Annotated in this window: 22 protein-coding genes; 6 read left to right on the plus strand and 16 right to left on the minus strand. The window is 34.8% G+C overall.

Features of this window, described 5'->3' with window-relative positions; genetic code table 11:
- Nucleotides 1-157: 157 nt before the first annotated feature.
- Genes mvk through fni form a run of 4 tightly spaced genes read left to right on the plus strand, consistent with a single transcriptional unit; the run spans nt 158 to nt 4,267 of the window.
- Nucleotides 158-1,105 (plus strand): mevalonate kinase, encoded by a 948-nt coding sequence (gene mvk / locus BHY08_RS07370; RefSeq protein ID WP_071457254.1) that lies wholly within the window; start codon nt 158-160, stop codon nt 1,103-1,105.
- Nucleotides 1,102-2,100, plus strand: a complete 999-nt coding sequence (gene mvaD, locus BHY08_RS07375) for a diphosphomevalonate decarboxylase (RefSeq protein WP_071457255.1) — start codon at nt 1,102-1,104, stop codon at nt 2,098-2,100. Before mvk ends, mvaD begins: the two co-directional genes overlap by 4 nt.
- 13 nt (nt 2,101-2,113) lie before the next feature.
- On the plus strand, nt 2,114-3,223 hold the full coding sequence (locus tag BHY08_RS07380; RefSeq protein WP_071457256.1) for a phosphomevalonate kinase: 1,110 nt from the start codon (nt 2,114-2,116) through the stop codon (nt 3,221-3,223).
- 3 nt (nt 3,224-3,226) lie between these two features.
- Nucleotides 3,227-4,267: a type 2 isopentenyl-diphosphate Delta-isomerase gene (fni, locus tag BHY08_RS07385; protein WP_071457257.1), complete on the plus strand. Its 1,041-nt coding sequence runs from the start codon at nt 3,227-3,229 to the stop codon at nt 4,265-4,267.
- A 29-nt stretch (nt 4,268-4,296) separates the two neighbouring features.
- Here fni and BHY08_RS07390 read toward each other — a convergent pair whose 3' ends face one another.
- The 12 genes from BHY08_RS07390 to BHY08_RS07445 form a co-directional block, all read right to left on the minus strand.
- Nucleotides 4,297-4,632, minus strand: coding sequence for a DsrE family protein (locus BHY08_RS07390; protein ID WP_071457258.1), 336 nt, complete (start codon nt 4,630-4,632; stop codon nt 4,297-4,299).
- Nucleotides 4,607-5,827, minus strand: a complete 1,221-nt coding sequence (locus BHY08_RS07395; protein WP_370447138.1) for a nucleotidyltransferase — start codon at nt 5,825-5,827, stop codon at nt 4,607-4,609. Before BHY08_RS07395 ends, BHY08_RS07390 begins: the two co-directional genes overlap by 26 nt.
- A gap of 53 nt (nt 5,828-5,880) precedes the next feature.
- Entirely contained in the window at nt 5,881-6,621 is a 741-nt protein-coding gene (locus BHY08_RS07400) for a class I SAM-dependent DNA methyltransferase (protein ID WP_071457260.1), read from the minus strand.
- Nucleotides 6,621-6,962, minus strand: a complete 342-nt coding sequence (gene rsfS / locus BHY08_RS07405) for a ribosome silencing factor (protein ID WP_211267928.1) — start codon at nt 6,960-6,962, stop codon at nt 6,621-6,623. The genes BHY08_RS07400 and rsfS overlap by 1 nt, the downstream gene beginning before the upstream one ends.
- Before the next feature lie 27 nt (nt 6,963-6,989).
- Complete coding sequence (gene yqeK, locus BHY08_RS07410; protein ID WP_071457262.1) at nt 6,990-7,589, minus strand: bis(5'-nucleosyl)-tetraphosphatase (symmetrical) YqeK; 600 nt, start codon at nt 7,587-7,589, stop codon at nt 6,990-6,992.
- Nucleotides 7,579-8,217, minus strand: coding sequence for a nicotinate-nucleotide adenylyltransferase (locus tag BHY08_RS07415; protein WP_071457263.1), 639 nt, complete (start codon nt 8,215-8,217; stop codon nt 7,579-7,581). Before BHY08_RS07415 ends, yqeK begins: the two co-directional genes overlap by 11 nt.
- 10 nt (nt 8,218-8,227) lie before the next feature.
- Nucleotides 8,228-8,539 (minus strand): ribosome assembly RNA-binding protein YhbY, encoded by a 312-nt coding sequence (yhbY, locus tag BHY08_RS07420; protein ID WP_071457264.1) that lies wholly within the window; start codon nt 8,537-8,539, stop codon nt 8,228-8,230.
- A gap of 20 nt (nt 8,540-8,559) precedes the next feature.
- Entirely contained in the window at nt 8,560-9,669 is a 1,110-nt protein-coding gene (gene yqeH / locus BHY08_RS07425) for a ribosome biogenesis GTPase YqeH (protein WP_071457265.1), read from the minus strand.
- Nucleotides 9,662-10,192 (minus strand): YqeG family HAD IIIA-type phosphatase, encoded by a 531-nt coding sequence (locus tag BHY08_RS07430; protein WP_071457266.1) that lies wholly within the window; start codon nt 10,190-10,192, stop codon nt 9,662-9,664. The genes yqeH and BHY08_RS07430 overlap by 8 nt, the downstream gene beginning before the upstream one ends.
- Nucleotides 10,193-10,429: 237 nt before the next feature.
- Nucleotides 10,430-10,912: a PTS sugar transporter subunit IIA gene (locus tag BHY08_RS07435; RefSeq protein WP_071457267.1), complete on the minus strand. Its 483-nt coding sequence runs from the start codon at nt 10,910-10,912 to the stop codon at nt 10,430-10,432.
- A gap of 55 nt (nt 10,913-10,967) precedes the next feature.
- The gene (locus tag BHY08_RS07440) at nt 10,968-12,473 is read right to left on the minus strand and encodes a PTS transporter subunit EIIC (protein ID WP_071457268.1); all 1,506 of its coding nucleotides are present in this window, start codon (nt 12,471-12,473) and stop codon (nt 10,968-10,970) included.
- Between the two features lies 1 nt (nt 12,474).
- Nucleotides 12,475-13,176: an N-acetylmannosamine-6-phosphate 2-epimerase gene (locus tag BHY08_RS07445; protein WP_071457269.1), complete on the minus strand. Its 702-nt coding sequence runs from the start codon at nt 13,174-13,176 to the stop codon at nt 12,475-12,477.
- A 146-nt stretch (nt 13,177-13,322) separates the two neighbouring features.
- Between BHY08_RS07445 and BHY08_RS07450 the strand changes: the two genes are divergently transcribed.
- Together BHY08_RS07450 and BHY08_RS07455 are read left to right on the plus strand one after the other, a co-directional pair.
- Nucleotides 13,323-14,141, plus strand: coding sequence for a MurR/RpiR family transcriptional regulator (locus tag BHY08_RS07450; protein WP_071457270.1), 819 nt, complete (start codon nt 13,323-13,325; stop codon nt 14,139-14,141).
- A gap of 68 nt (nt 14,142-14,209) precedes the next feature.
- A complete protein-coding gene (locus BHY08_RS07455; RefSeq protein ID WP_071457271.1) occupies nt 14,210-14,503 on the plus strand; it encodes a bacteriocin immunity family protein in 294 nt (97 codons plus the stop codon).
- 43 nt (nt 14,504-14,546) lie between these two features.
- Here the strand turns inward: BHY08_RS07455 and purD are convergent, their stop codons facing one another.
- From purD to purM, 4 genes are read right to left on the minus strand one after another with little or no spacing between them, the layout of a single operon-like run.
- On the minus strand, nt 14,547-15,800 hold the full coding sequence (purD, locus tag BHY08_RS07460) for a phosphoribosylamine--glycine ligase (RefSeq protein WP_071457272.1): 1,254 nt from the start codon (nt 15,798-15,800) through the stop codon (nt 14,547-14,549).
- A gap of 14 nt (nt 15,801-15,814) precedes the next feature.
- Nucleotides 15,815-17,359 (minus strand): bifunctional phosphoribosylaminoimidazolecarboxamide formyltransferase/IMP cyclohydrolase, encoded by a 1,545-nt coding sequence (purH, locus tag BHY08_RS07465; protein ID WP_071457273.1) that lies wholly within the window; start codon nt 17,357-17,359, stop codon nt 15,815-15,817.
- Nucleotides 17,352-17,930, minus strand: coding sequence for a phosphoribosylglycinamide formyltransferase (gene purN / locus BHY08_RS07470; protein WP_071457274.1), 579 nt, complete (start codon nt 17,928-17,930; stop codon nt 17,352-17,354). Before purN ends, purH begins: the two co-directional genes overlap by 8 nt.
- Entirely contained in the window at nt 17,927-18,973 is a 1,047-nt protein-coding gene (gene purM / locus BHY08_RS07475; protein WP_071457275.1) for a phosphoribosylformylglycinamidine cyclo-ligase, read from the minus strand. Before purM ends, purN begins: the two co-directional genes overlap by 4 nt.

Raw genomic sequence — 18,973 nt, forward strand, 5'->3', positions numbered from 1 at the left:
TAAAACTAATTTTAGTACATTATTTGTTTTGTTCTAAAAATAATATAAGAATTTATAAAATATTTGCTAGTTTTAGTTGTTATATAGCCATTTATTGTATTATGCTATAAGAGATTCAATTTTATGAAACATGACAAGTTATCAAAGGAGTTTGTACATGGCACCAAAACAATTCGGAATTGGACAATCTCATGGTAAAATTATTCTACTAGGTGAACATGCAGTAGTTTATAATTATCCATCGATTGCTATACCTTTTCCTAAAACATCGATTCAAACAATTGTCAAAAAAGCAATCCAAGAACCAACTATTTCGTGTGATTTTTACACTGGATTATTAGGTGACATGCCTGAGTTATTAGATAGCTTAAAAGAAGCGATTCATCTCAGTTTAAAAACATTAAATCAAAAATCCTACCCATTAGACATTACCATTAACAGCTCAATTCCTGCTGAAAGAGGAATGGGGTCAAGTGCTGCAGTTGCTGTTGCAACCATTAGAGGGATTTTTGATTACTTTGACGTGTCATTAACACAAGAAAAACTACTTGATTTAGTAAATACTTCTGAAAAAATTGCTCACGGAAATCCAAGTGGACTGGATGCTCTAATGACCAGTTCTTCAACTCCTTACTATTTTAAAAAAGGACAGTTGGAAGTTCCTCTTCACATGATGTTGAGTGCTTATCTTGTCGTAGCAGATACTGGTGAAACAGGACAAACAAAAGAAGCGGTTGAAAGCATTAGCCATAAACTAAAAGGAAACACTAAAGAGCATACACTTGCACTAATCCATACATTAGGATCTTTACCAGACAAAGGACGAATCGCTTTAGAATCAGATCGTGCTAAAGAACTTGGTTCCTACATGTCTCAAGCACACCAAATTTTAAAAGAATTGGGTGTGTCCAGTCCATCATTAAATAGACTAGTTGATGCTGCCATGACTCACGGCGCACTTGGTGCAAAACTAACCGGTGGCGGACGCGGTGGATGTATGATAGCATTAGCAATGGATAAAAAATCAGCTCATGAAATTGCCCAAACGTTAAAAGATTTTGGTGCAAAACAAACATGGGTATATGAAATGAGTGACCATTTATGAAAAATATCGGCAGATGTCGTGCTCATACGAATATTGCATTAATTAAATATTGGGGAAAAAGAAATAATGAATTATTCTTACCTATGAATAGCAGCTTATCATTAACTTTAGATGCTTTTTATACCGATACATCCGTTACACTTGATGATACTTTGACCGAAGATGTGTTTTATTTAAATGGTATAAAGCAAGATAAAACTGAAACAACAAAAATAAATCGATTTTTAAATTTATTTCGTGAAACTGCAAAAGATAATACATTTGCTAAAGTAGAAAGCTATAATCATGTACCAACAGCTGCTGGACTAGCTTCCTCAGCATCAGCTTTTGCTGCACTTGCTGGAGCTGCAAACAGTGCTTGGAAATTAAATCTTGATAAACAAACACTCTCTACCTATGCTCGTCAAGGAAGCGGAAGTTCAACACGAAGTATTTATGGTGGTTTAGTTGAGTGGAATATGGGTGAAGGAAACCTATCTGAAACCAGCCACGCGATTGAAGTTGATGATGCTTCATGGGATTTAGGTATGATTATTATCGCTATCAACAAACAACAAAAAAAACTTTCAAGTCGTGTTGGAATGAGACAAACAGTTGATACATCTCCTTTCTATCCAGTATGGGTTACAGAAGCTAAAAAGGATTTAATCGACATAAAACAAGCCATCCACGAAAAAGATTTTATCAGATTGGGAGAAATTACTGAATCTAATGGAATGAAAATGCATGCCACCATGCTTGGTGCAACTCCTCCTATTTCTTACTGGGAACCAGATAGTGTTAAAGCAATCAATAAAGTTAAAGAAATTCGTAACAATGGCATCCCTTGTTATGTTACAATGGACGCTGGACCGAATGTAAAAGTATTATGTAGACAATCACAAATGTCTGACATCTTAAACAAATTAGAAGAAAGTTTCACAAATGATCAGTTAATTTGCTCAAAAGTGGGAGAAGGCATCAGAGAATTAACTGACGAAGAATGGAGTTACTAAAGGGGAGATTTTTTTGATTAAAGCAAGTGCACCAGGAAAATTGTATATAGCAGGAGAATATGCTGTGTTAGAACCTGGAAATCCTGCGCTAATCGTTGCACTAGATCAATTCATTACTGTAACGCTAAAGCCCGCAGACAAACAAGGAAGTATCCGTTCATCTTATTCAAACGGTATTTCAATTCCTTGGACACGAAAAAATGGTAAATTTTATATGGATGAGCGTGATAATCCTTTTTCTTATATCGCTGGTTCTGTCACGATTGTTGAATCGTACTTAAAAGAATTAGGCTTACCGCTAAAATATTTTGATTTAACCATTGAAAGTGAATTAGACAATAAAGACGGTCGTAAATACGGATTAGGCTCTAGTGGCGCTGTGACGATTGCGACAATTAAAGCTATTTTACAATTTTATAAGATTGATTATGATGCTGAACTACTTTATAAATTATCAGCTATCACTCATCTTTCACTGCATAGCAATGGCTCTTTTGGTGATTTGGCAGCTAGTTCCTTTGAAGGATGGGTTGCTTACTCATGCTTTGAAAAAGATTGGGTACTTGATCGCTTAGCCAATAAAGCCATTAGTTTAATCGATTTATTAAAAGAAAAATGGCCAAAATTAATGATTGAACCACTTGAAGCACCAACTAATTTAGATTTATATATTGGTTGGACTGGAACACCTGCTTCTACCACATTACTTGTTGATACAATGAATGATGAACAACATGAAATGAATGGCTTTTACCGTGATTTTCTTAAAAAAAGTGCAGACTGTGTGACTGATTTGATTGAAGCATTTAAACAAAGCAATATCGAACGATTTCAAGAGGGCATCCGTTTAAATCGTTCTCTTTTAACATCTCTTGCTCAAAAAAGTGGCGTTGATATCGAGACTGAAGCATTATTAAACCTATGTCAAAGTGCAGAAGAATTCGGTGGTGCTGCTAAATCATCAGGTGCTGGTGGTGGTGATTGTGGTATCGTACTATTTAAAAAAGAAGACGATGCATCCTCTATGTTGGCACAATGGGAAACACACGGTATAACGAATTTGCCTTTAAAAGTTTATCGTACGCCAAATACCACACATCAATCAATTAAAGCGGAGGCTTAGTGCATGAATACATCTTGGAATCGAAAAGATCAACACATCCATTATGCTGAAATGCAATATAGTTCACCAAAAACAAATGGTCTTGATGGCGTTAGATTTGTCCATCAATCTCTTTCTGAAATGTCAGTAAACGACGTTAGTTTAAAAACAACTCTAGGTGATATTGAACTAGACACACCATTTTTTATCAACGCGATGACTGGTGGCAGTCAAAAAGCGACAATTATCAATAAAAATTTAGCTGAAGTTGCTCGAGATACAAATTTAGCTATGGCTCTTGGATCAATTAGTATTGCCTTAAAAGAACCACAGTATAAAGAATCTTTTGAGATTGTGAGAAAAACGAATCCGAATGGCATTTTATTTGCTAACCTAGGAGCACATCATTCAATTGATAATGCTAAACGGGCAGTTGAGATGATTGAAGCAAATGCTCTACAACTTCATCTTAATACGCCACAAGAGTTAGTCATGCCTGAGGGAGATCGTAATTTTTCTGACTGGTTAACGAATATAGAAGCAATCGTTAATTCCTTATCTGTTCCTGTTATTATCAAAGAGGTTGGGTTTGGTGTATCAAAAGAAACTATCAAACAATTAACTGATGTCGGTGTAACCATCATTGATGTTGCAGGAAAAGGCGGGACTAATTTTATCGAAATTGAAAATGAACGTCGTGACTTAAAAGAATACACCTACCTCTATGATTGGGGACAAACAACCGCTGAGTCATTACTTGAAACTAGAATCTATCAAGATAAAGCCACCTTTATCGCCTCAGGTGGTATTAAAACACCCCTCGATATGCTTAAATCTTTTGGTCTTGGAGCTTCTGCTGTTGGATTATCTGGAGAGTTCCTCCATTTGATTTTAACTAAAGGGACGCATGAAACAATCAGCCAAATCAATCGATTTAAACAGGAACTCACTCATTTAATGACTTTAGTTGGGGCAAAAAATATTCAATCTTTAAAAGATAAATCAATTGTATTAGACAATCAATTATTAAACTGGTGTCATCAAAGACATCTACCAATAAACTAAAAAGTGTAGCGATGGAAATAAATCCATGGCTACACTTTTATATATAAGTATCCTTGTTGTTGTAGTTTAACTAATCGGTAAACCCCTGATGCAACAACTTGAACATTGGCTAACAAATTCTCTTTTGCTACATCCTGATTTGACATTGCCTTAGCACAACTAGAAAATACAATCCCTCTATTCTCTTGTAACCAGTCAATTTTTTGACCAATATCTGGATCAAGATAACCTTTAATCGCTGGTCCATTGGCTACCACTTCAATATTTTTGATTTCGTCATCCTCACTTGCTTCAAGCAAATTATTTACATTTGCTAAACAAGTAGACCACATAATTAAATCATGGATATGAAGTACAACTTTCATATGACGTTTCCCCTTTCAAATAAATTGGCGAGCGGTAATAATCCTGCTCTATATGATGATGTTGTTGGGCTAACTGATAAATTTGTCCTGCTCGAATGTCCAACGATAACTGCTTCTCATTCTTTTGATCAATTTTTGTCACAATAGGCAAAGTAGCATGATTTTTTTCTTGATTTAAAAATTGACGACCGTTTTCAGTGAACCCCAAAACTCTTAAATAAGAATTTTGCCAAACATCATGGATTTCTTTTTCTCTTACATTTAACAACAAATAGGTAGCTAAACGCTGTAATCTTGTCCATGTGTATCGCTTCGTTTTAACAAGAGACATAAAACCTGAAAAACTAGCCGCTTTTTTTACCGATTCTTTCAATCGATACTCTATTCCTTCACTAAGTTGATAAGTATCTGATAATTCATCAAAAGAGTGATTTAACAAATGATATTTCAATAATGGCCAATAGTCCCCCCAAGAATGTAAGTCAGTATTTTCTAAAAAGTCACGTGTTTCACTTGGTACTGTGTGAGAAATACTTGTCATATCTTTTTCTAAAACACGTTGCCTGATAGCTGTTGCACTGGAAAACTCTTGTGATTTTATGGTTTCATCATGATAACCGGAACCTTGTCTAGTAATAGGAATGAGCGACATTGGGTTAGCATACCTTGCATTTTCTTTGGCATAAGCCATCCCTAAAATATGATTTGGCGATGAGAAATCAAGCGGAACTTGTTGCAATAACTCCCTATAAATCTGTGTCATTTGTTGCGGATAACTCTCGCCATTATTTTTTATTTCTTGGTATCGTTGATTTATAAGTTTCTCTTTTTCTACATATGTTTGACCAAATAATTCATAATCCATTGACTGTGTTAAATCTGTTCCAAAGCAAAGTGACTCCACATTTAAACTATGAAGCAACTTAATGCCACCTTTTGCAAAGTAATCTGCTGACTGTACCGCATAAGCAAAAGGCAACTCTATGACTAAATCAGCTCCATTATGTAGGGCTGTTTCGGCTCTTTGCCATTTATCAATGATAGCTGGTTCTCCTCGTTGTAAAAAATTACCACTCATGACCGCAACTAACACATCTGCTTCTGACTTTTTCCTTGCTTCTTTCAAATGGTAGATATGTCCATTATGAAATGGATTATACTCTACAATAACACCACAACTTGTTAACCTCATCAAACTACTCCCAACGTATTAAAATAGCTCAGAGAACGAGTCTCTAAGCTACATAATTATTTTTGACAAATGAAAAACCAACGTGTACTTTCGTCATTTGGTTCATTATCTGTAAAATCAGCGACGACTTTAATATCAGTAAACCCTGATTTAGAAAGCATTTTTTCATATGTTTCGATTGAATAAGTACGTTCTTCATGCAGTTCATCATAACGTTTAAAGATGTCCTCTTCTTCTGTTTCTTTTACAAAAAACGTCAAAAAGTGTTCAATGCTATACGGTACATCTCCTGGATAACTTTCCCATAAAAAGGCAAATTCATCCGTTTGATAATGATAACTATATTCTGGAAATTCGTGTTCTATTTTAAAAATAGAATGAACATCAAATAAAAATATCCCACCTGATTTCAACGCACGATTTACTTCATTAAAAACAGTCTGAACTGCTTCTTCATTTGGCATGTAACACAACGAATCTGAAAAACACGTCACCACATCATACTGATTTGTTTTCTTCAAATCTAGCATATCTCCAACTTCAAAAGATAACAATTCATCAGCTTCTGTTGTTCGTTCTTTCGCTAATTCAACCATCTCTTCAGACAAATCAAGGCCTGTTACCTGATGACCGATATTGGCTAATTCAACAGATAATATGCCTGTGCCACACGCAAGTTCTAAAATATTTTTTTGTGACTCGCCAATATGACGCGTTGTAAAATCTAACCAATCTTCATATAACGTTTCGTCCATGACCTCATCATAAATCTTAGCGAACGTTTTATAAATTGTCATTAGCTAACTACCATATGATCGATATTAACAAGTGGTGCATCAGACCATAATTTTTCTAGATTATAAAATTCACGTTCTTCTCCGTAGAAAATATGTGCAATAACATCACCTAAATCAATTAAAATCCAACGAGCTGACTCTTTTCCTTCAACACGTCTCACATCAACCTCATGTTTATACGCTTCGTCAATAATTTCTTTTGCAATTGCTAATACTTGCTTATCACTATTCCCATGACAAATCACGAAATAATCTGCTAAAAGAGACACCTTTGATACATCTAAACCAACGATATCCTCTGCACGTTTGTCATCTGCTGCCTTTACTACTAATTCTAAAATCTGCTCACTATTAATAATGAATCCCTCCTAATGACTTACAACCCAATAATTATATGTTTCTAATGTTTTTGGGTATATTTTCTTTTTACTTTTTAATAAATAAGTTAAGGTGTGATATGTCTCATATGAAACAGCTTCATCTAAACTTCTTTCTGCACTTTCTCTTGCCTCGACAACACCAGGAAAATCACGACCATCCTCAATATAATCCGCCACATAAATCACCTTAGCCAAATCACTCATCTCTTTAGCCCCAGTCGTATGCAACGTTATCGCATCAAGAATCTCTTGGTCAGTAATACCTAATTCTGTTTTGACCAGATAAGCACCTAGTATACCGTGCCATATCGCATTTCCATACTCTAATAATTCACTAGAAAAACCTTCGTTTTGGATGATATCAATCATCTCTTCATCAGGTCTTTCCTTTGCGTAATCATGAGTTAATGCTGCAATACTTGCTTTTTCTTTATCAATTTGATAGTTATTCGCTAATTCCAATGCTTTTTTTTCTACTCGTAACACATGCTGAAATCGTTTATCAGACATTTGTTCAGATACTTTTTGCATTAAGTCTTCACGAGTTAAATCAGTATATTGTTTGCTATAAACTAACTCAGTTGTCATGGCGATACAAATCCTTTTTTTGTATATAGTCAATCACGTTATCAGGTACTAAATACTTAATTGGGCATCCTCTTTGAATATTTTGTCGTATCAAAGAAGAGCTGATATCCATCCTTGGAGAATCGACCCATATTAATGGGTAATCAGATGTTTGTGGAAAACCACTCCGTTTAATCGCAACAAATTGAATCATCTTCATTAACTCATCAATTTTATACCATTTTGGTAAGTAGTCAACCATATCTCCACCTATAACAAAATAATAATCCGTATTTGGATTTTTTGCAATTAAAGACTCCATCGTATCAAACGTATAACTTTTTCCTTCACGATATACTTCTTCTAATTCAACCTTAAGATGAGGATTTGATTTTGTCGCTAATTCTAACATTGCAACTCGGTGGCTTGCATCAATCACTGTCTTTTTGTCAACATGTGGTGGTTGATAAGTTGGCATGAGATAAAACTCATCTAAAGCTAGTTGGGCATACACTTGTTCAGCCATCACCAAATGCCCTAAATGAACTGGATTAAACCCTCCACCTAAAATTCCAACTCGCTTTCTTGGCTCATTAATCATTTCAGTTTTTTCGTGTACGATTGTATGGTTATCTACATGAGTTGACATAGCTCTACTCCTACATTTTTCTGACAAGAGGTGATAGTTTTTGGTATTTTTCTTTTGAAGAAGGTCTAAATAGCACTATAATGCGTCCAATTATTTGAACAGCCGCACAATCGAGTTCTTCTTCCATGCGCCAAGCAACGTCTTGAATATCTTCATCAGTATTTTGTAATAACGTAATTTTAATCAATTCACGTCTTTCTAAAATATCATCGACTTGGTCATATACTGTATCAGTTAAACCATTCTTACCAATTTGTACGATTGGATCTAAATGATGTGCCTGACTTCTTAAAAATCGTTTTTGTTTTCCACGTAATTCCATATATGTTTTATCCCTCTTTCTTAAATCAAGGCTTTTCTGATGATAACATCAACGCCCTTTGGTGCCCATCCTGCGATGACACATGGTTTTGGTATAGTAACCCAACCAAGTCCAGCAAATACTAAATCTGTCTTTTCTTTTATAGAGAATTCAAACCGAACAAGCTCTGGAAATTCTTCTACTTCGTCTTCTCTAGGTGGTTGTAACAATCCACCGACATGTTTTTTGTAAAACTCTGTCGCTGTTTCAAGTTTTGTACGGTGAATCATTAAATCGTTAGATACATAGGCAATAAAGCCCATCTTTTCAGCTTGAATCACATCAAAACGAGCAAGACCACCTAAAAAGAGTGTTTGTCCTGCGTTTAACTGATACACTTTAGGTTTGATTTCTTTAGTTGGTGATACCAAACGTAAATCTTTTTTCCCTAAATAGTGTGCCATTTGATGACGATGAATGATACCAGGTGTATCTATTAAACAACTACCATCTTCAAATGGAATCTCAATCAAGTCAAGTGTCGTTCCAGGAAATTGAGACGTTGTAATGATATTATCAACTCCTGCTGATTGTCTAATAATTTCATTGATTAATGTTGATTTACCAACATTTGTCACACCAACGATGTAAACATCTCGTCCTTCACGGTATTTGTCTATTAATTCTAAAAACTCCTGAATATCCTGCTTGCGTTTTGCACTAGTTAACGTCACGTCTATTGGACGTAAACCAGCTTCATGAGCACGTTCTTTCATCCATTGAATTAAACGGGGTTTCTTCAACGACTTAGGTAATATATCTGCTTTATTTCCTACTAATAACACAGGATTATCTCCTGCGAAACGGTGTAGGCCTGGAATTAAGCTACCGTTAAAATCAAAGATATCCACAACATTGACAATTAATGCATCTTTGTCACCAATTTTATTTAACAAGGCTAAGAAATCAGCGTCCGTTAAATCCACATCTTGAATCTCATTATAGTGTCTTAAACGAAAACATCTTTGACAATATAACTCTCCAGATTCCATTCCTTTGTCTAAAGCAGATTGAGGCGTGTAACCTATTTTATTTGCATCTTCAGTTTGTATAGTTGAGCCACACCCTATACATTTTAGTTCATCAGTCATTCAATGACGTCCTCCATTTCATATCTGGATGTTTTTTTACTAAATAAGACATTATTTTCTTTTCCATCGCACGATTAAATTGGGTGTTCCAAGCGTCAGTTTCAACAATCGGTTTTACTAAGATAGTACGAATACCAGCACTATTAGCTCCTTTAATATCCGTCATCAACTGGTCACCAATCATCACTAGATGTTTATTCGGTAATTTATAGCGTCTTTCAACTTCCTTAAATCCTTTGTTAAAAGGTTTCATCGCTCGTGACACATAATCAAGACCTAGCGAATTAACAGCTCGTTCAATTCGTGATGCTTTATTATTAGACACGACAATCACTGGAATATTAGCTTCTTTCATACTTTTAATCCATTCCAATAACTCAGGCGTTCCATCAGGATTATTCCAAGCGATTAAAGTGTTGTCTAAGTCAGTCAACACTGCATCAATTCCTTTTGACTTCAATTGCGCAGGCGTAATATTGTAAATTTTATCTACCATCCATGTCGGTTTATATTGATTAAACATAGTTTCTTCCTTTCAAAAAAAATAGAGGCTCCTAGGCACTCTACGTCAATTGCTATTATACGCTATTTTTAATGATATTTCATCCGTTACGACTAATTAATTTCTATCGAAAAAAAGAAGTCTCTAATTAAAAAAAACACACTAAAAGTCAGAATGATTCACTTAACTCTTAGTGTGCTAGATATACCATTTCTTTATTTGATCCATTACTTTTATAGAGCCATGAATAAAACAAATTTATTTTAAAATTAGCTTGCCTATTTGATCTGTTGAAACGACTTGCTTTAACGTGTTCATTGTCATTAATTTAATTTTTTCGGCATAATTTGGAAAAACAACGATAATATCTGTATGTTTACTTGCTGATTTTAGTTTATCTAAATCGATAGTTGCTAATATCGTCTCTGAAGATACATTATCCCCCTCCTGAACATGGATAGTAAATGGTTCTCCGTTTAATTCAACCGTATCAACCCCCATATGAATTAAACACTCTAAGCCATCATTTGTTTCCAATGTGATAGCATGTTTCGTTGGAAAAACAGACATTACTTTTCCATCTATAGGTGATGACACATTCCCATCTGTTGGTAATACTGCAAAACCATCTCCCATCATTTTTTGAGAGAACATCGCATCAGACACATTAGCTAATTCAATCAATTGTCCTGTCGCTACTGCATATATTGATTTTTCTTTCTTTTTAAACATTTTAAACATTTATAACACCTCACATAATTAAGATTAGATTAATTCATTTATTCGACTAAAAAATTTACTCATCCAACCCTAAAATTTGATTAATTTCTTGACTTAACAAATCGGCTTTACCACCATATACAGCTTGAATTCCTCCTTGAACTTCAAATACTGCTGTTGCACCAAGAGTTTTAAATACATCTACTTGAACTTTTTGACTATCTTTCACTGATACTCTTAAACGTGTTGCACATGCTGTAACAGACTCAATATTTTCTTCTGTTCCCAACACTTCGATAATTTTCACAGCATCTTCATGCAATGTACTATTTTTATCCACTACATCAGCTTCATTTAACGTACTACTTGCTTCTTCCATTCCTGGAATGGCGACATGGAATTTTTTAATGCATACAGTGAAGACTAAGTAGTATATAACTGCCCATAACAACCCTAAAGGAATGACTTTTATCCAATTTGTTTTATCTTCACCTTGAAGTAAACCAAATAATAAAAAGTCGATTAATCCACCAGAAAAAGAATTACCTATACGAATATTTAAAATATCAGCAAAGTAAAAGGCTAATCCATCCAGAAAAGCGTGAATGACGTATAACCATGGTGCAACAAATAAGAACATGTATTCAACTGGTTCTGTAATACCTGTCAAGAATGATGTCAAAGCTCCACTAAAATATAATCCGCCATTTTTTTCCCTATTAGCTTTCGGAATAGCACGATACATAGCATAACAGGCAGCAGGTAACCCAAACATCATTGTAATAAAACGACCAGCAAAGAATCTAGTTCCATAAGTAAATAGTCCTGTATGTTGAGGATCAGCTAACTGAGCGAAAAAGATATTTTGTGCACCTGAAATCGTTTGACCTGCCACAACTTCACTACCACCAAGAGAGGTATACCAAAACATTGGGTAAATCGTATGATGTAGTCCAACTGCACCAGTTAAACGTAATAAGAATCCATAGAAAAACGTTCCAATACTTCCCATATCAGCAATGTGATTTCCTGCGACAACTAACGCATCTTGAATTGGTGGCCAAATAATATAAAAGAAACTACCTATAATAATTGCAGCAAAAGATGAAACGATTGGAATAAACCTTGACCCACCAAAAAAACCTAAAAATTGTGGTAATTGAATTTTACGATATTTATTATGTAGCGTAGCAACAGTGACACCTATAACGATTGACCCAACAACCCCTGTATCAATCGTGGCACCTTCTGCTGAAAATAATTGTAATAATCCACTAATAGTTGCTGTATAAACTAGAAAGGCTACACCACCAGCTAATCCAGCTGTTCCTTTGTCTCCCTTAGCTAACCCAACAGAAATACCAATAGCAAAAATTAGTGCTAAGTTAGCAAACACGGCATTTCCTGCTGAACTCATCACAGTCAATATCGTTTGCAACCAACCTTGATTTAAAAATGGATAGGCAGCCACAGCACTTTCATTTGTTAACGCACCACCTAAACCAAGTAACAACCCTGCTACTGGTAGAATCGATATTGGTAACATAAATGCTCTACCCAATTGAGAGAATTTTTTAAACATATTAGTTTTCCTCCTTATTTAATTCGTTAATAAAACGAGTTGCTATCTCTTTTGGACGTGTAATTGCACCACCAACGACTAGGCCACTCACACCTAAATCCATGATACGTTTTGCCACTTCTGGTGTATGTATTTGTCCTTCAGCTATTACATAAGCACCACATTCAATCAATGATTTAATTAAATCATCATTTGGTACTGACATATCCTTACTCTCTTCTGTATAGCCACAAAGTGTTGTCCCAATAAAATCAATTCCTGCTTCATGTGCATTTATCCCCTCTTCTAATGTAGCGATATCCGCCATAAATAGTTGTTGTGGATATTTTTCTTTGATTTGTTTAATAAATTCATTAATCGTTAAGCCATCATGACGTTGTCTTAACGTACAGTCTAAAGCAATAACCTCTACACCTGTTTCTACTAATTCATCTACCTCTTTCATGGTTGCTGTGATAAAAGGTTTCTCAGGTAAGTAATCTCGCTTAATAATACCAATGACTGGTAAATCAACTTTTTCCTTAATCTGTTGAATATCTCTAACTGAATTTGCTCTGATTCCAACCGCTCCAGCTTCCTTTGCTGCTAAAGCTAATAAAGGCATTACACCACCTTCTTTAGTATATAGGGGTTCTCCCGGTAATGCTTGACAGGAAACAATTAAGCCCTTATGAATTTGCGATAAAAATTCTTCTTTCTTCATACTCCACTTTCACTCCGTTTTTGATTTATTTCGGATTTATTCTCCAAAATTAATTTAGCATACGTTTTCATAAATGTAAATAGATTAGTCAATTTATTTTTTTTATCGTATACTTATAATAGCAACTATATTGATGGAGGATTATTATGAGCTTTAAACAGCTATTGCAGGATTATTACGGAATATTAACTAAATCAGAGAAAAAAATTGCTGATTATATTACAACTACTAATGAAAAAATTATCCATTCTACAATGAGTGAAGTCAAACAAGAAACAGGTGTTGGAGACGCTACAATAATTAGATTTTGTCAAAAATTAGGATTTTCTGGCTTTACTGACTTAAAAATAGAAATTGCTAAAGAAGACTTCACCAACAAAAAAAAACAAAATAATTCGACCTTTTTCTATAGTGATTTTGCTACTAATTTGGCTCATACGTTAAAAATGACAGAAAAGATATTAGATAATCATGCTTTGGATACAGCCATTAATCTTCTAAGCTCGGCCAAAAACATTCATATTTTTGGCATGGGATCAAGCGGGAATACAGCCAATGATTTAGAATCTATGTTTTTAAGAGTCGGCCTTCAAGCTAATGCAAGTATTGATCCCCATTTACAAGCACAAATTGCCTCATTACTAACCAAAGAAGATTTGGTGATTGGATTATCTCTTTCTGGTAAGACTAAGGACACCTATGATTCTTTAAAAATCGCAAAACAAAATCAGGCAACAATTATAGCCATTACAAATTATTTGTTATCACCAATCGCTCAATTAGCAGATGTTGTACTTCAAACAACTGTTGATGAATTTTTAGATGGTGGATCAATTGCCGGTAAAATGTCCCAATTATATATTTGTGATTTACTAATTAAAGGATATGAAATTAAATATAATGTTGATTCCCTTGAATTAAGAGAAAAAGTACTACGTTCCATTATTGACAAACGGCTAGAATAATAACTTTTATTACTACACAGAGTAAAACATGTCGTAATATTATCATAAAAACGAAAAGAGGATATCTCATGCAAAAACAAATGTCTAACAAGGAGTTTATATGTTGTATTGATAAGCTGATACTTAAAGAAATTCCCAAAAATGAAAAAGCGATACTAACAAAAGCTAAAACAACTCTTGAGAATAACAGCTACTTACCACGTGTCGTTTCTGATTTAAGGGCGTCACTTACTCCATTAGCTGTAAGTGGACAGTTATCAAAAGAAACCGGAGAATTGTATCTTACTATCACAAATTATCCCTACACTAATAATAATTTGGGTGGCGGATTAATCAGTGTTTTTGGCAATAATTTAAAATAATAAAACAAGCTGACCAGGTTAAAATAGTCCTAGTCAGCTTGTTTTATTTTCCAATATCTGTTCGATAATAAAAATCAGTTAACTGTTGTTTAGATAACCATTCATATACTTTTCGTCTCGCTTCTTCGAGTGTTGCTCCACTACTTTCAGCCATAAATACTCGACCACCATTTGAGACAAGAGAATCATTTTTCTTTGCAACTCCTGCAAAGAAAAGGTTCACTTCTTTATTCGTTGTATCAATGTTTAAAGGCCTTCCTTTTTCATAACTATTTGGATACCCTTTTGCAGAGACAACAACCCCTAAGTCAAATCCAATATTTTTCCAAGAAACTTCTAATGATTGATCATCCAAAATAGATTCGATTACTTCAACTAAATCTGTTTCTAATCTTTCAAGCAGTACTTGTGTTTCAGGATCCCCAAAGCGAGCATTATACTCAATGACTTTCGGACCATCTTTTGTCAGGATTAATCCAGTATATAAAATCCCTTGGAAAGCTCTTCCTTCTTTTTTCATCGCATCTACTGTTGGGGAAACTATTTTTGATAGTGACGCTTGATACACTGAATCTGTTACATATGGTACTGGAGTAAATACACCCATCCCTCCAGTATTTGGTCCTTTATCTCCATCAAAAATTGCTTTGTGGTCTTTCGCTGCAACCATTGGGTACACAAAAGAGTCTCCCACAAATGACAATAAAGAAAATTCCTTACCAACTAAAAACTCTTCAATCACAATTTTAGGTTCTTCACTATCAAAAACATTATTTAATAAATTATCATCAACAGCTTGTGTTGCTTCTTCAATGGTTTGGGCAATCACAACACCTTTACCTGCAGCTAATCCATCTGCTTTGATGACAATCGGTAATTCCTGTGTTGATAAATAGGCAATTGCATCATCTCTATCAGTAAATGTTTCATAATTTGCCGTTGGAATATCATATTTGGCCATTAGTTGTTTTGCAAAATCTTTTGAACCTTCAATAATGGCTGCATTTTTTTTAGGTCCAAACGCTTTAATCCCTTTTGTCTCTAGAAAATCAACTAATCCATCTATTAAAGGCACTTCAGGTCCGACAAATACCCAACTAATCTCTTTCTCCTGACAAAATGATGCAATAAATTTTTGATCACTTTCGTTTCTATCTACTAACTGAATCCCATCTATGACCATTCCTGCGTTTCCCGGTAAACAATAGACTGTTTCAACTAGTGGACTTTGTAATAATTTTTTACCAATCGCATGCTCGCGTCCACCACTACCAATTACCAATAGTTTTCTTTTCATCAAGTCTTCTCCTCTTAATGTTTGAAATGTCTTGTTCCAGTGACAATCATTGCAATACCATACTCATTTGCTACATCAATTGATTCCTGGTCTTTCACACTACCACCTGGGTGTATGATTGCTTTTATCCCATGTTTTGCTGCATATTCCACACTATCAGGCATTGGGAAAAAGGCATCACTAGCTAATACAGCACCTTTGGCCAAATCACCTGCTTGATCAACTGCTAATTTTACTGACCCGACACGATTCATTTGTCCAGCACCAATACCTAATGTATGGCGAGCGTTACCGACAACAATCGCATTACTTTTTACAGATTTAACCACTAGCCACATTTTTTTCAATGCATCAATGTCTTCAGCTGTTGGTAATGTCTCCGTAACAACTGTCCATTCTGTCTCATCGTCAATTTTAGTATCAGACTCTTGCACTAGTAAACCACCTGAGATACTGACTAATTCCCACTCAGATTGGTTTGGTTTCGTTGTGTCTAATTGAAGCAAACGACGATTTTTCTTTTTCTCTAATATCTCTAAAGCGTCAGCTGTAAAACTTGGGGCAATAATAATTTCTAAAAACAATTGATTTAAACTTTCAGCCAAATCAGTATCAATTTCGCGATTAAAAGCTAGTACGCCACCAAAAATCGAAATCGGATCACTTTCATAAGCTAGGCTGTAAGCTTCATGTATCGTTTTTCCAAAACCAACACCACATGGATTCATATGTTTCACAGCAACCACTGTTGGTTCATCAAATTCTTTGACTAAATGTATCGCTGCATTAGCATCTTTATAGTTGTTATAAGATAATTCTTTCCCATGTAATTGTTTTGCTGTTCCTATTCCGATTTCTGATTGATTATCATCTGATTGATAGAAATACGCTTTTTGATGATTGTTTTCACCATATCTTAAAGTATCAACTTTTGTATAGTTTAGTGACAATTGGTTTGGTAACCCTTTTTCATCATTTTCTTCTGACAAGTAATTAGCGATACTTGCATCATAGTCTGATGTGGTTGCAAATACTTTTGCTGCTAATGATTGTCTTGTTTTAAGTGTTGTGTCCCCTGCTTCACTCAATTCATTTAAAACAATCTCATAATCACTACTATCAACAACAACCGTCACACTAGCAAAGTTTTTCGCCGCACTTCGTAACATACTCGGGCCACCAATATCAATTTGTTCAATCGCTTCATTTTGTGTCACATTAGGTTGAGCAATGGTTTCTTTAAATGGGTACAAATTGACACACACTAAATCAATCATCTCTATATGGTGTTCTTTTAATGTGTTCATGTGTTCTGAATTATCTCGTCTAGCCAATAATCCACCATGAATAAATGGATGCAGTGTTTTTACTCGTCCATCAAGCATCTCTGGAAACTTCGTTACTTCTTCCACACTCAAACACTTAATTCCCTCAAATTCAAGTATTCGTTTTGTTCCGCCAGTTGAAATAATGTCATACCCTAACTTAACTAACTCTTTTGCAAAATCTGCTACACCAGTTTTATCATAAACGCTAATGAGTGCACGCTTTTTAGACATTCTTAAATTCCTCCAAGATAAATTGATTTAAAATAATTGGTAATACATGATGCTCTAATTGATGCATCTCTTCCTCAAATTCTTCTAAAGAAAGCTCACGGTTAATTGCTAAACTTTCTTGATAGATAATTGGGCCAGTATCCACACCTTCATCCACTAAATGAATCGTCACACCAGTCTTTTCATCAGTGCTTTCATAGGCTTCTTTTATGCTTTTATTTCCCGGATATTTTGGTAATAAGGATGGATGCAAGTTAATGATTTTCTTTTTATATTGATTCAAAAGTGTTGGGCCGATAATTTTCATATAGCCTGCTAACACAATGAGATCTATTTCTTCATTTTCTAGCATCGTCAAAATGTTTTGTTCGTACTCTTCTTTTGTCTGATGTACCTTTTTTTCCATCACAAAATAAGGCACATCATACTTTTTTGCTCGTTCAATCACGTAGGCATCTTTTTTATCACAAAATAAACAGACCAATGTTCCAGCAATATTTCCTTGTTGACTCGCTTTAACTATTGCTTCAAAATTTGATCCGTTTCCTGAAGCAAAAATGGCAAATCTCATCGACTCTCTCCTTTAATGTGAACAGATCCTGTCGCACCTAGTTCAACTTGTCCAATTGTATAAGCAAGTTCATCATGATCATTGATATAGTCTAAAACTGTCTGAGCATCTCTTTTATCAACTGCTAGTACCATACCAATTCCCATATTAAATGTACTAAACATATCTTTTTCGCTGATATTTCCAAGTTTTTGTAAACAATCAAAAATAGGTAGTACTGGCCACGTGCCTTTTGTTATAGTGGCTGATATATTCTCTGGTAACATTCTAGGAATATTTTCATAGAAACCTCCACCAGTAATATGAGCAATGCCTTTAATTTTTTGCATTTTAATTAATGGTAAAACACTTTTTATGTAAAGTTTTGTTGGCGTTAATAACACATCACCTAAAGTTTTTCCATTTAACTCATCTAAAACTGTATCTAAAGAAAAATCATGATCTTTAAATAAGATTTGTCTGACTAGTGAAAAACCATTTGAATGAATCCCACTTGATGCAACGCCGATTAATACATCACCTTCAGAAATAGTTGATGAATCGATTAATTCTGATTTTTCTGCCAATCCAACCGCAAATCCAGCTAAATCATAATCGCTTTCACCATACATATCAGGCATCTCAGCTGTTTCGCCACCAATTAAAGCCATTTTGGATTCCACACAGCCCTTGGCTACACCTTCAATAATTTTTTCGATTTTTTCAGGATAGTTTTTTCCTGTAGCAATATAATCTAAAAAGAACAAAGGTTCCGCTCCTTGAGCTAAAATGTCGTTCGCACACATGGCAACACAATCAATCCCTATTGTGTCATGTTTGTCTGCTTCAATGGCAATCATTAATTTTGTTCCCACACCATCTGTTCCAGAAACAAGGACAGGCTCTTTCACATGATACTGACTTAAATCAAAGCAGCCACCAAATCCACCTAATACACTCATCATCCCTAAACGCTCTGTTTTTTTTGTGTGAGCTTTAATTCTTTCTACGACTTCGTATCCTGCTTCAACATTGACTCCTGATTTTTCATATGCTGTTGACAT

Source organism: Vagococcus teuberi (assembly GCF_001870205.1).
Lineage (GTDB): Bacteria > Bacillota > Bacilli > Lactobacillales > Vagococcaceae > Vagococcus > Vagococcus teuberi.